Origin of the sequence: Haloferax sp. S1W, from assembly GCF_044593955.1 — an archaeon.
Lineage (GTDB): Archaea > Halobacteriota > Halobacteria > Halobacteriales > Haloferacaceae > Haloferax.
On the sequence record NZ_CP172595.1, the window covers coordinates 1,720,020 to 1,731,405 of the forward strand.

Here is an 11,386-nt window from a genome sequence, read left to right on the forward strand (position 1 = left end):
GGATGAATCAACGAACGACGTGAGCCAGTACTTGAACCGAGAACGGCGATTTGGTATCGCACTATGAAGTTTATTGTCCCGATATCGAACAGAATCAGGCTTGTTTGAAGGGCTGAGTCGGAGGATACGGAGAGCAGTGGTTCTTGGACACGAGAGATGACCCCGAAAGTCGTAGCCACCGTGGCTCCCTCGAGAAACGATATCGCGGGCGCGAGTTCACGAGCGGACACTGACGCTAGTAGACTAGAAATTTCTTCGACGAAGGGTGTGCCAGTTGCATCTGTGGGTGAGTTATCGAGAATCGATATCTGGCGTTCGACCGACCAAGGTGACAGACCACAATATCGGCACGCTACTCCGGGGGTTCAGAGCCGCAAGAGGCGGGTCCACAGACACCTCTGAGATAACGAAGTGAGATATCTCCGTCAAACAGACCGGTCGTACAGCGGCAGCCCCTCGGTTTTGGAGTGAACTGAGTCACCTTCGAGAGAGGGTAGAAACCCCGAACTGGGACAGAACAAAACGAGCAGGTACGCATTCATCGGTGGCAATCTCGTATCTTTCAGCCGCTACCGTCAGTACGACATCTCCCAAGCGTACTACTCTTCCAGCGACCGACTGAGATGGAGTACCACACTCCCCAACACGGAACTTCGGCACTGAGAGCGTGTGATTTCAAATACGCATGCTGTCGAAGATGGGACGCCACTGATGTGTCGGTGTTCGCCGCACGACATCACGACCGGGCCAGTTGTGCTGCCAGTCGCGCTCTCGGAGACGTTCGTAGAAGAGCAGTCGGTCACCGTTTTCGGGGGTTTCCCCCGATATCTGGTCACGGAACTCCTCTCGGGGCCGTGTTATCGACGGTAAGACGGATATCCTGACCAGATATAAATCAGATATTGCGATACAGAATCTCGGGATTACGCAACCAGTTTCGGAGGATGGTCCGTTTTCGGTCTGATTTTAGCCCAGAAGTGGGGTCGACGAGACCAGTTCGACACACTCCCCGGCAGTCAAAACCGGCGCGTAGTCCAGTTCACTGCCGACGCTAGCCTTCAACCGTAGCGGTGCAAATGACTCCCTTTATCACCTGATGCGGAGAATGGTAACGGAAGAATGGCTACATCGAGCCACTCAGGGAGGCGGGTGGGCGAGCACCTCGGCTATCTCGGGGGCGCGCTCGCGTACCTCGTCGCCACGGTTCATCTCATACACCCGAAGCTCGGCCTCCCCAGACTCGTGTTGCTCGTGACGACTGGCAATACATCGTTGCTCGTCACCGACCCCCGTCCGGTGGCCTTCGTGCTGTCGGCGCTCGCAATCCTGGCCGGTATCAAACTGGTGGTCTCGGACATCCAGCGAAAACGCCTGTATGCACTCGGGATGGTCCTCATGGCTACCTATTTCCTCGGCTACTTTGCCTGGCACTTATCGGGCCACGGGGGATTCCTTCCCATGCGAAAACCACTGTATCACGGCCTTCATCCCGTCGAGGCAGTCATCTCACATCTCTCTACCTCGCCACTTGCAGCCCTCTCAAAACTCGCTGAAGCAGCCCTGTTTGTAGTGCTAGCAGTCCTGTACCGACACGAATCATGAACCAGCGATAGGTTCGCCTCGCACACCAAACGGATAGTACACTACCGACCACTGTGAAAGAAAGGCACGCATCAAAATCAGCCTCCGAAGTTGTGACGCGATAGACCGGATTCGGGCGAAGAACACGGTAGCATCGGCCGATTCAGTCACCCTTCGGGCCGCCGAGCGTGACGAGGGCGACACCCATCGCAATGAGGAGCCCACCGACACCAAGCCCCTGTGGTGGGGTTTCCCCGAGTAGGAACACCGCGACCGGGACGCCGACGACAGCCCCGACGGAGCCGAGTAGACTCAGGTAGACCGGGCCGCCGCGCTTCTGGAGACCGAAGTAGAGGAGGTACATAACCGAGAACGTCGCCGCCTGTGCGAGGATGAGCAACGTCGGTTCGAGGTTGGCCGTGGGGACAGCGAGGGTGAACCGCCCTGCGCCGCCGACCACACCCGAAATTGCACCGAGACCGAGGAGCATGAGTCCCGACGTGGCGAGCATGCCGGGAGCCAGTTCGTCCGGGGTGGCACCCGCGGGCCAGCGAGCCGTTCGGTAGATGTTCCCACCAGCGAGGAGCACCGGCGCGGTGAGGGTCGCAGCGACCCAGAACGGCTCAGCGTCCGGTTCCGAGAGCTTGAGGGCGGCAAGCAGGACGGCACCACCCAGTGCGAGTGCGACACCCGCTGCACGGCTAGTCTGGAACCGCTCCATGCGGAGCAGCAGGGCTCCGAGATAGGTGAAAAGCGGCGGGAACGCGACTGCGAGCGCGACGAAGGCGGCCCCGACACGGGGAACGGCGGCGAAAAACAGGAGGTTGGGTACGGCGACGCCGATGAGACCGGACACGACAAAGTACTCAACCGTCCGAGCATCGAGCGAGGGGAGTCGGTCGCGGACGGTGCCGACTCCGAGGAGAACGACCGTTGCACCGACAATCGACCACGCGAGGAACGCCAGCGGGTCGAGGCCGGCCTCACCCGCGAGCTTTGCGAGATTCGTTGCGATGCCGAGGAGGCCTCCCGTTGCGAGAAGGAGCGCGAGCGGGCCAACCCACGTCGCGTCCGTTCTGGTCAGCGACACTCACTCACCCCCGTTTGGTCCGCAGTCGAACAAACCACCAGCAGTACGTGAGATTCGTCTTGTAGAGTAGATTCAACCACGACAGTATTCCACGGGGAACACAGGAGAATGTGCGTAGAAACTATATGCTGTGTTTAAGTATGGGTCTCGTTCACCGTACCCGACGAACCGCGACAGGCAGGCCTACCGCATCGCGTTGGCGACGTACGCGTTGGTAATCCGGCTCTCAGCCCGGTGACGCAATCGGCTTGCTGCGGACAACTCGATACCCAGTACCTCGGCCACCTCGCCAAGTGTACAGCGCCGCGGCGTGTCGTAGAACCCGCGTTCGAGCGCCTCGGTGACGAACTCCCACTGGCGGTCCGTGAGCAGGTCGTTCGAATCGAACGACTGCGTCACAGAGGAGACTTCGTACGGAATGTTGGCCGCCGCCAACGCCGCCACGTAGGCAGACAACTGTTCGTGGGCGGCAGTAACACTGTTTCTGTACCACCCGTTTCGAAGCGAAACTGGTTGTTGCGGGACGATTCCGGCGGTGACGAGCGCTGCATACGTGTCTGAACGCGGGACGACGAGTTGCACCAGGAGCATCCGGTCGTCGCTGTACAAAACCTCGAACGAGCGAACGTCGGGCGCCTCTGTGACGTGTTTGACGAGTTCGTCACCGTCCGTGGTCGTCACTTCGAGGAGGTCGAAAAGCGAGTCCCCGTCGGGGAGTGCCGCTAGAATTTTGAAGTGGGCGTCCGGGAACGCGGCCGAGATAGCTGCGACGGTGTCTTCGACCGCCGCACCGCAGACCCGTATCTGTACCTGAGACATGGTACTGACTATCCACGCCGACTGATTAAATAAGAAATGCGGGACTACGGCTCGTTTAGTCGAGACGCGGAGAACGAGACGTTCGAGCACCCGCACGCTCATCAGAGTGACTTCCGCATCACGACCACCGAGAGCGGAACTCGCTTCCCCTCGTACCGCTTTTCGATTGTCTCTTTTCCGACCCGCTGGTACCCCATCCGCACGTAGAACTCGACTGCGTTGTGCGACGCCCAGAGTTTGAGGTGCGCAAGACCGTCCTCACGGGCACGCGCTTCGAGGTGGGTGAGGATAGCTGAACCGACACCCTGTCGGGCATACTCCGGGTGAACGTACACCGCCCGGATTTCGTGTTCGCCCGGCACGAAGTGTCCATAGCCGACGACGTTGCTGTCCATCTCTGCGACGACGAGATAGTGGCCGTCGTCGAGCGGATACTGCTCGACACCGTCGTCTTTCTCGGCCCACGCCGCAACCTGTGTCTCGTCGTATCGGTTCCCGATTCGCGTCTTCGAGCCTCGCTTGCGGCGTGGCATTATGGTGTCAGAAGGGTACTAGAGTGATATGGAGGACGACACCGACGATGGGGACCCAATCGAGAAACTGGAGGTGTGGTGTGCCGGAGAAGAGTGGTGTCCGGTTACGGCAACGGCGACGCTTATCGGCAAGAAGTGGTACCCTGTAATCATCCATCGCCTTCTCGAACACGGCCCGAGCGGGTTCAACGAACTCAAAGCGGACGTCGATGGAATCTCCAGTAAAGTCCTCTCAGAAAGTCTCGGCGACCTCGAAGACAAGCAACTCGTCGACCGAGCGATAGTCGAGGAGAAACCTATTCGCGTCCAGTACTCGCTCACGTCTCACGGCGACTCGCTCGAACCCGTCATCGATGCGATGCGCGACTGGGGGCTACAGTATCTCACCGAACCCGGAGACGATGACTAGCAGCCCAACGGAGGCACTCATGCTGAATATTTTATGACAAATTCCCAATCACATTCGAGCGCCTCGGTGACGAAACTTCATGTGGGACGAAGACGAGGTCCAGTTCGCCTGATAGTCGGCCGCCCCGGCAGGCCGACAGTCGTTTTTATCGATACGCGTCGAGTCCCGACTGCTCGGTGTCGTCGTCGCGCTCGTGCGCAAGCAACGCCCGCTTCAGGTCAGTTCCCCCCGCAGCAGAGAACCCGCCGAGTGAGTCCGACCCGACGACGCGATGGCACGGAACCACGAGCGGGACGGGATTTCGCCCGCAGGCCTGTCCGACGGCGACAGCGTGACCCCCCACCGCTTCGGCAATCTCTCCGTAGGTTCGTGTCTCGCCGTACGGGATGTCGAGCATCGCCCGCATCACCGCGCCGGTGAACGAGTCGGGGATGCGAACGTCGGCGTCGAACGACCGGCGCGCGCCCTCCTCGTACTCCGATAGCTGTGCGCGCAGGTCGTCGGGCGAGGTGTCGACCAGTTGCTCGTCCAGTTCCACGTCGAACCCCCACATCGTCACGTGCATCGACCACCGTTCGCACTCGGCGACTATCTATCTGTGGCGTGTGGACGCGGGGACTCTGTACGACGTGTCCGATGCGAAAAGAGAGAAACAGCCGAACAGAACGCGCTGTTACGCTTCGAGACTCAGTCCGGCGCGTTCGAGCGCGCTCTCGACATCGGCGTCGTCGTGGATGACGGCGCTCACTGCGCGGGTGATGGCTTCGGGGTCGTCGTGCTGGAAGATGGAGCGGCCCATCGAGACACCGGCGGCACCGGCGTCCATCGTCCCGCGGACCATCTCGACCGTCTCGCGGTCCGTACCGCGACTGCCACCGGCGATGACGACTGGGAGGCGCGTAGCCTCGACGACACGGCTGAAGGACTCAGCGTCGCCGCTGTAGGCCGTCTTGACGATGTCCGCGCCGACTTCCTCGGCGAGGCGGACGGCGTGAGCGAGTGCCTCGGGGTCCTGTTCGTCGATACCGGGGCCGCGCGCGTAAGACATGGCGAGGACGGGGACGCCGAAGTCGGCGGCGCGAGAACAGAGGTCTGCGAGGTCGGTCATCTGCTCTGGTTCGTAGTTCGACCCGACGTTGAGGTGGAAGGAGACGGCGTCGGCACCGACACGAAGCGCATCTTCGACGGTTCCAGTGCGACGTTTGTCGTTTTCGTCCGGACCGATGACCGTCGAGCCGTTGACGTGGACGATGTATCCTTTGCCGTTTTTATTCGGGTGGACCCTCGGTGCTGTCCCTTTGTGTGTGAGGACGGCGTCAGCGCCACCGCGTGTGATACCATCGACTGTCGATTCGATGTCTACGAGGCCTTTGACCGGGCCGAGAGTGATTCCGTGGTCCATCGGGACGATGAGGTATCGTCCGCCAGTCGAGATGCGTTCGAGTCGTGCCGAGATTCCGATGTCAGTGTTCATGTTTGTGAAAGGGTGGCAGAGTAGTTATGTGCGTTCCGAATGCGGTTGTCGTTGCGAGATACCAGCAACTGCACCCTCTTTGAGTTCGCGAGCGAGTGTTTCGAGGCTGTCCGCGGTCGTTTTCGCAGGTTCGCCGTTCTCGTGGCCCTGTGCGACCACGTCTACGAGCGCACTTCCGACGATGATACCGTCCGCGCCACCTCGGACGATACGTTCTGCGTGTTCACCGCTACTAATTCCGAACCCGACCGCCTTGGGCACGTCGTAGTCCGACAGGCGTTCGAGACTCGCGCCCGTCTGGTCGGACACGTCCGACTTGGCACCAGTCGTACCGAGGCGTGCCTGCACGTAGACGTAGCCCGAGACCTGCTGCATGATTCGGTCGAGGCGGTCGCCCTGCGTCGTCGGCGCGACGATGAACACGAGGTCCAGACCGAACTCGTCGCAGGCCTCCCGAAGCGGGTCTGCCTCCTCTGCCGGGAGGTCGGGGACGACGAAACCCTCGATGCCGACTTCGGCCGCCTTCTCGACGAACGGGCGCGGCCCCTCCGAATCTCCGTAGCGGTAGATGAGGTTGTAGTAGGTCATGCAGACGACCGGAATCGACACATCGAGGTCCTCGACGAACTCGAAGTAGCGCTCCGGCGTCATGCCACCTTCCAGCGCGCGGACGATGGCGTTCTGGATAGTCGGCCCTTCCGCGATTGGCTCCGAGAAGGGCAATCCGAGTTCGATGATGTCTGCGCCGCCGCGTTCGAGTGCTTCGACGTATTCGAGCGACGATTCGTAGTCCGGGTCGCCAGCGACGAGGTACGGCACGAACGCCGGGCCGTCGGCGAAGGCGTCTTCGAGCGACATCAGATTCCCCCCGTGAATTCGTCCATGTTCGGCGCGATATCGATATCGCGCTCGTAGGTCTCTTCGATAGCCGATTCGAGGTCCTTGTCACCGCGACCGGAGAGGTTGACGACGACGAACTCGCCGAGTTCGTCGTACTGTTCCTCCAAGTAGCCGAAGGCGTGTGCCGATTCCAGTGCGGGAATGATACCCTCCATTTGCGAGAGGCGGTGGAAGGCTGTCAGGGCCGCGTCATCGTCGACGTTGACGGCAGTGACTCGCCCGGTATCCACGAGGTGTGCGAGTTCGGGACCGACGCCCGCGTAATCGAGACCCGACGAGACAGAGTGCGACTCCATAATCTGTCCGTCGCGGTCCTGTAAGAGACGCGTGCGAGCGCCGTGAAGCACGCCCTCGGAACCGGTCGTGAGCGACGCAGAGTTCGGCGCAACGCCAGCCTCTTCGTCCACATCGAGGGTCGAGCCGCCCGCTTCGACGGCGTAGAGGGCGGTTTCGTCGTCGCCAGTAAACTCGGCGAACGCGCCCATCGTGTTCGACCCGCCACCGGCGCAGGCGAGAACAGCGTCGGGGAGGCGACCCATCTTCTCTCGGGCCTGCGTTCGCGCTTCCTCGGAGATGACCGACTGGAAGTCCCGAACCATGCTCGGGAAGGGGTGCGGGCCGACGACAGACCCGATGACGTAGTGGGTGTCTTCGACGTTGGTCGCCCAGTCGCGCATCGTCTCGGAGATGGCTTCCTTGAGCGTCCCGCGGCCGACGGTGACGGGGTTGACCTCGGCACCGTTGAGTTTCATCCGGAAGACGTTGGGGCGCTGGCGGTTGATGTCGCGCTTGCCCATGTAGACTTCACAGGGCATATCGAGATGTGCGCAGGCCATCGCCGTCGCCGTCCCGTGCTGTCCGGCACCCGTCTCGGCGATGATACGGTCTTTGCCCATGTACTTCGCCAAGAGCACCTGTCCGAGCGCGTTGTTGAGTTTGTGCGCGCCGCCGTGGACGAGGTCCTCGCGCTTGAGGTACACCTCACGGTCGTATCGTTTCGAGAGTCGGTCCGCGCGCTGAAGCGGAGTGGGGCGACCGCCGAAGTCTCGGAGGCGCGCCCGGAACTCGTCCATGAAGCCGTCTTCGTTGTTCAGCACGTACCGCTCGTACGCGTCTTCGAGTTCCTCGATAGCCGGCATCAGGGCCTCGGGAACGTACTGTCCGCCGTAGTCGCCGAATTTTCCGTCTGTTCTCATGTCGATGTCGTCAGTCGCTGTGTGTTCTGTCGTACGTCGCCGTCCATGATGGCCGTGCCGACGAGGAGGGCGTCAGCCCCCGCCTCGCGCATCCGCCGCACGTCGCCCGCCGTGTGGACGCCGCTTTCGGCGATACAGAGTACGTCGTCGGGGACCGCCGGGGCCAGGTCCTCGAAAGTACCGAGGTCGACTTCGAGTTTGCCGAGGTCACGGTTGTTGATGCCGACGATATCAGCATCCGCTTCGAGGGCCGAGGCGAGTTCGTCGCGCGTGTGTACCTCGACGAGCGGTTGGAAGCCTCGGTCGCGTGCCGCCGCCACGAGGTCAGCGAGGTCGTCCCCGACGAACCGGGCGATGAGAAGTACGAGGTCCGATTCGACAGCGTCGAGTTGCTCCTCGCGCAGAATGAAATCTTTCCGAAGAACGGGAACATCGACCGCCTCGCGAATGCGGGAGAGCGACTCTGTCGAACCGCCGAAGTGCTCCGGTTCGGTGAGGACCGACAGCGCCGTCGCGCCGCCAGCGACCATCTCGCGGGCCAGTTCGACCGGGTCATCCTCGCGGACACCCGTTGTCGTCGGACTGGTCGGTTTCACCTCGGCGATGACCGGGACGCGCCCGTCGGCCTCTGTAGCCGACACTGCGTCCGGAAACGACCGCGCCTCGACCGAGATGCGAGTGTCGCCGCCGGGTCGCTCCCGCGCGGCGTCCAAAATGGCCCGCACCTCCGAGGCCAATTTACCATCACTAGCGTTCATTGATGTTCACTAACGGACGCATTTGTACATAAGGCTTGTGTCAGAGGTACGTTTACCACTCCCGCACACGCGGGCAAAGCAGATAAATGGTTGACACATCAGGGAGAGACGGCCGTCGCATCGGGAAGACAAAGAGTCGTCACGTCGAGCGACGCCGGAAGGGTCAAGCGTCCGGCACGGCGAGGCGAACACATGGACCTCGCCGGAATCTACGCCCGCGAATCGTCGGCACTCGACCGCGCCGTACAGATTGGCGTGGTCAGCAGCAAACTCATCAGCGTCTCGTTCCCCGAGACGGTCCCCGACGACGCCGACCCGGACCACGAATATCTCGATTCGATACTCGCCGCGCTCGACGGCGACGACGTTCGGATGACGGCCACGTCGTCATCCGCAGCCCATCAGAACGACACACGTTCTGAGGATGTGGGTCTCTCGGAGATTCCCATCGGCCTCACCGTTCCCACGGCCCAGCGGAGCGTGCTGGAGGCCCTCCGAAACGTCCCCCGCGGCGACACCGTCGATATTTCGTTGCTCGTCAGGATGGCCGGTCTCGACCCGGAAGACGACGAGTCGCCTCGAATCGTCCGAACCGCACTCGCCGAGAACCCCGTGCCGGTCGTCGTTCCGGACCACCGGGTGACTGACGGCCCGAGCGCTGCGCCCGCGGAAGTCGTCGAGGCGCTTCGCCGGGCAGAAGGCATCTAATTGGCTTTCGACACTACTCGACCGGCGCGAGCGTCGCCGCCCCGAACGGAACAGAAAACCTGTCGCACCAGATAGCGACACCGCGGAATCGCGTCGGGTCGCCCACGTCGTCGAGTCGCTGGACGAACGTTCCGAGTTTCGTGCTCTCGCCGCCGTCTTCGCCACCGTCGATGAGGACTTTCACCCCGGCCGAAACCGCGGCTTTCGTGTCTGGGTCGGGGTCGGGCGTGAGGTAGACGAACACGTCCGGTCCCTGCGTCTGCTCGTAGTCCTCGAAGCGGAGGATATAGCCCTCGCTGTCGCGCGCGAGCGTGACCGTCCCGCTTACCTCGTGGGCCGCTTTCCCGACGAACGACCCGCGAGAAAGCGGCGTCGCACTTTCCGGGGGTTCCTCGTCGGTGACCCGCGTCGCTTGCTCCGGCAGGAACAACTCGGCCACCGCTGCGCCGCCGACAGCGACGGCGGCACCGCCACCAACCAGTCCGAGGAGCGTTCGACGTTTCATACCAGAAAAAGGGGGTCGTCAAAGCATAACCGATGTGCCAAGTTGCCCCAAAGTTAGTACCAAATCTCGACGGAACGTGGCCGTGCAGGCCTAAAACGGTGCGGTGTCGGTCTGCCGCCGCAAGACCAGATAGCCGAGAAGGCCGCCGAGGAGGAACAGCGTGCTCGCTAAGCCAATCGCCTGATTGTTGGTCACGATTTCGACGAACTGGGCGAGTCCCGCGAGGAGGAACCCGCCGCCCGCGACGTACTTTAGCTGATTGTCGACGGGTACCTGAAGCGTGACGATACCGAGGAGAACGGCAACGACGCCGAAGGCGACATCCGTCGCGAGTGCCAGCGTCGGATCTCCGGAGAAGATGGACGCGACGACGAGTGCAATGTAGCCGATGAGTCCAGCCTGTGCCAACGTCCGCGTATCGATATCCATACAGAGTAGCCGCACGCGGAGAACTTGAACACCCTGCCTCGCGGAACTGTTCACGGGTTAAACACGAGGTGTGCCACGGGGCAAACACGAGGGCCGACTCCCGGACGTCTACCAGCCGAACAGGTGGTGGCAGACGAACTCCAGTGCGTTCACGAGGTAGTGGGCCACGACGACAACGACCAGACTCTCGGTGAGGACGAACGCCGCAGCGAGGACGAACCCGAGCAGTCCGGTGACGACGATTCCGAGTCGCCCCTGTGCGCCGTGGCCGACGCCGAACGCGACAGAAGAGAGTGTCGCCATGAACCACGGCGACACGTCGAATCCGACCGAGATGGCCCCGACCAGCGCCCCGCGGAACAGGAGTTCTTCGAACCCCGCGATGAGTGGAAGCACCGCGAAGAGCAGTAGCGCCCACCCGGCGGCCGTCTCCGGGGTGAGCGTCTCGCGGAGCGACTCGTCGGGGACGAGACCGAACTCGCGGGACACCGACGTCCCGGCTCTGTTGACTGCATAGAGTGCGATTCCGAGCGCGACCCCGAGTGCGAGTTTCGACGGCAGACCCGTAAACGAGAGGCCGAGCGCCGACACCGGGACGGACGTGTACCACACACTCGTGACGAGGAACACCCCCAACAGCCCCTGCGAGACGGCGACGTTTGCGAGGAGCATCTGCGGCGGGATGTCGGGCGACGGTACGCTGTCTTCGCCCATCGGTGGGAAGGGAGCGCCCGATGGGGCGGGAGCATCGTGATGGGTACCATCGGCTTCTCCGTGGGTGGTGTTCGAATCCACGGGCCGCGCCTCGGATGAGTCCGCGTCAGAATCGTCGTCGACAGCGGCCGCTCGCGAGTCGGCGTCGCGGTCAAAATATGGGTCGCCACCGTCAGCGTGGGGAATGCCACGCGAGAGGTGTGCGAGTGCAAGCAGGACGGCGAGAATGACGCCGGTGAAGCCAGCGAATGCCGCCCAGTCTGTCATTCG

At 62.2% G+C, this 11,386-nt stretch carries 15 protein-coding genes; 4 read left to right on the top strand and 11 right to left on the bottom strand.

Features of this window, described 5'->3' with window-relative positions; translation table 11 throughout:
* The first annotated feature begins 669 nt into the window (after positions 1-669).
* Positions 670-870 (top strand): hypothetical protein, encoded by a 201-nt coding sequence (locus ACH9L7_RS09010; protein WP_396610389.1) that lies wholly within the window; start codon positions 670-672, stop codon positions 868-870.
* A gap of 279 nt (positions 871-1,149) precedes the next feature.
* Positions 1,150-1,602, top strand: coding sequence for a hypothetical protein (locus ACH9L7_RS09015; RefSeq protein WP_396610390.1), 453 nt, complete (start codon positions 1,150-1,152; stop codon positions 1,600-1,602).
* Between the two features lie 142 nt (positions 1,603-1,744).
* On the opposite strand, the gene ACH9L7_RS09020 is transcribed toward ACH9L7_RS09015, so the two are convergent.
* The 3 genes from ACH9L7_RS09020 to ACH9L7_RS09030 all read right to left on the bottom strand — a co-directional run bounded on the left by ACH9L7_RS09020 (position 1,745) and on the right by ACH9L7_RS09030 (position 4,023).
* Positions 1,745-2,671, bottom strand: coding sequence for a DMT family transporter (locus tag ACH9L7_RS09020; protein WP_396610391.1), 927 nt, complete (start codon positions 2,669-2,671; stop codon positions 1,745-1,747).
* A 183-nt stretch (positions 2,672-2,854) separates the two neighbouring features.
* On the bottom strand, positions 2,855-3,490 hold the full coding sequence (locus tag ACH9L7_RS09025) for a helix-turn-helix domain-containing protein (protein WP_396610392.1): 636 nt from the start codon (positions 3,488-3,490) through the stop codon (positions 2,855-2,857).
* 101 nt (positions 3,491-3,591) lie between these two features.
* Positions 3,592-4,023, bottom strand: a complete 432-nt coding sequence (locus ACH9L7_RS09030) for a GNAT family N-acetyltransferase (RefSeq protein ID WP_396610393.1) — start codon at positions 4,021-4,023, stop codon at positions 3,592-3,594.
* 28 nt (positions 4,024-4,051) lie between these two features.
* Here ACH9L7_RS09030 and ACH9L7_RS09035 point away from each other — a divergent pair, with 28 nt between their 5' ends.
* The gene (locus tag ACH9L7_RS09035) at positions 4,052-4,432 is read left to right on the top strand and encodes a winged helix-turn-helix transcriptional regulator (RefSeq protein WP_396610394.1); all 381 of its coding nucleotides are present in this window, start codon (positions 4,052-4,054) and stop codon (positions 4,430-4,432) included.
* Between the two features lie 145 nt (positions 4,433-4,577).
* On the opposite strand, the gene ACH9L7_RS09040 is transcribed toward ACH9L7_RS09035, so the two are convergent.
* The 5 genes from ACH9L7_RS09040 to trpC form a co-directional block, all read right to left on the bottom strand.
* Positions 4,578-4,997 carry a methylated-DNA--[protein]-cysteine S-methyltransferase gene (locus ACH9L7_RS09040; protein WP_396610395.1) on the bottom strand — a complete coding sequence of 140 codons (420 nt, stop codon included), beginning with the start codon at positions 4,995-4,997 and terminating at the stop codon, positions 4,578-4,580.
* 108 nt (positions 4,998-5,105) lie between these two features.
* Positions 5,106-5,906 (bottom strand): 2-amino-3,7-dideoxy-D-threo-hept-6-ulosonate synthase, encoded by an 801-nt coding sequence (locus ACH9L7_RS09045; RefSeq protein ID WP_396610396.1) that lies wholly within the window; start codon positions 5,904-5,906, stop codon positions 5,106-5,108.
* 24 nt (positions 5,907-5,930) lie between these two features.
* Positions 5,931-6,764 (bottom strand): tryptophan synthase subunit alpha, encoded by an 834-nt coding sequence (gene trpA, locus ACH9L7_RS09050; RefSeq protein WP_396610397.1) that lies wholly within the window; start codon positions 6,762-6,764, stop codon positions 5,931-5,933.
* Positions 6,764-8,002: a tryptophan synthase subunit beta gene (trpB, locus tag ACH9L7_RS09055; RefSeq protein ID WP_396610398.1), complete on the bottom strand. Its 1,239-nt coding sequence runs from the start codon at positions 8,000-8,002 to the stop codon at positions 6,764-6,766. The genes trpA and trpB overlap by 1 nt, the downstream gene beginning before the upstream one ends.
* On the bottom strand, positions 7,999-8,760 hold the full coding sequence (gene trpC, locus ACH9L7_RS09060) for an indole-3-glycerol phosphate synthase (protein ID WP_396610399.1): 762 nt from the start codon (positions 8,758-8,760) through the stop codon (positions 7,999-8,001). The genes trpB and trpC overlap by 4 nt, the downstream gene beginning before the upstream one ends.
* A gap of 192 nt (positions 8,761-8,952) precedes the next feature.
* Between trpC and ACH9L7_RS09065 the strand changes: the two genes are divergently transcribed.
* Positions 8,953-9,468 carry an MGMT family protein gene (locus tag ACH9L7_RS09065; protein WP_396610400.1) on the top strand — a complete coding sequence of 172 codons (516 nt, stop codon included), beginning with the start codon at positions 8,953-8,955 and terminating at the stop codon, positions 9,466-9,468.
* A gap of 13 nt (positions 9,469-9,481) precedes the next feature.
* Here ACH9L7_RS09065 and ACH9L7_RS09070 read toward each other — a convergent pair whose 3' ends face one another.
* From ACH9L7_RS09070 to ACH9L7_RS09080, 3 genes are all read right to left on the bottom strand, one after another.
* Entirely contained in the window at positions 9,482-9,973 is a 492-nt protein-coding gene (locus ACH9L7_RS09070; protein WP_396610401.1) for a DM13 domain-containing protein, read from the bottom strand.
* Between the two features lie 90 nt (positions 9,974-10,063).
* Entirely contained in the window at positions 10,064-10,402 is a 339-nt protein-coding gene (locus tag ACH9L7_RS09075) for a hypothetical protein (RefSeq protein ID WP_396610402.1), read from the bottom strand.
* A gap of 108 nt (positions 10,403-10,510) precedes the next feature.
* Positions 10,511-11,383, bottom strand: coding sequence for a lysostaphin resistance A-like protein (locus ACH9L7_RS09080; protein WP_396610403.1), 873 nt, complete (start codon positions 11,381-11,383; stop codon positions 10,511-10,513).
* Positions 11,384-11,386: the final 3 nt, after the last annotated feature.

Coding starts and splice junctions, on each gene's coding strand:
- ACH9L7_RS09025 (WP_396610392.1), bottom strand. CDS start 3,490: ATGTCTCAGGTACAGATACGGGTCTGCGGTGCGGCGGTCGAAGACACC.
- ACH9L7_RS09030 (WP_396610393.1), bottom strand. CDS start 4,023: ATGCCACGCCGCAAGCGAGGCTCGAAGACGCGAATCGGGAACCGATAC.
- ACH9L7_RS09035 (WP_396610394.1), top strand. CDS start 4,052: ATGGAGGACGACACCGACGATGGGGACCCAATCGAGAAACTGGAGGTG.
- ACH9L7_RS09040 (WP_396610395.1), bottom strand. CDS start 4,997: ATGCACGTGACGATGTGGGGGTTCGACGTGGAACTGGACGAGCAACTG.
- ACH9L7_RS09045 (WP_396610396.1), bottom strand. CDS start 5,906: ATGAACACTGACATCGGAATCTCGGCACGACTCGAACGCATCTCGACT.
- trpA (WP_396610397.1), bottom strand. CDS start 6,764: ATGTCGCTCGAAGACGCCTTCGCCGACGGCCCGGCGTTCGTGCCGTAC.
- trpB (WP_396610398.1), bottom strand. CDS start 8,002: ATGAGAACAGACGGAAAATTCGGCGACTACGGCGGACAGTACGTTCCC.
- trpC (WP_396610399.1), bottom strand. CDS start 8,760: ATGAACGCTAGTGATGGTAAATTGGCCTCGGAGGTGCGGGCCATTTTG.
- ACH9L7_RS09065 (WP_396610400.1), top strand. CDS start 8,953: ATGGACCTCGCCGGAATCTACGCCCGCGAATCGTCGGCACTCGACCGC.
- ACH9L7_RS09070 (WP_396610401.1), bottom strand. CDS start 9,973: ATGAAACGTCGAACGCTCCTCGGACTGGTTGGTGGCGGTGCCGCCGTC.
- ACH9L7_RS09075 (WP_396610402.1), bottom strand. CDS start 10,402: ATGGATATCGATACGCGGACGTTGGCACAGGCTGGACTCATCGGCTAC.
- ACH9L7_RS09080 (WP_396610403.1), bottom strand. CDS start 11,383: ATGACAGACTGGGCGGCATTCGCTGGCTTCACCGGCGTCATTCTCGCC.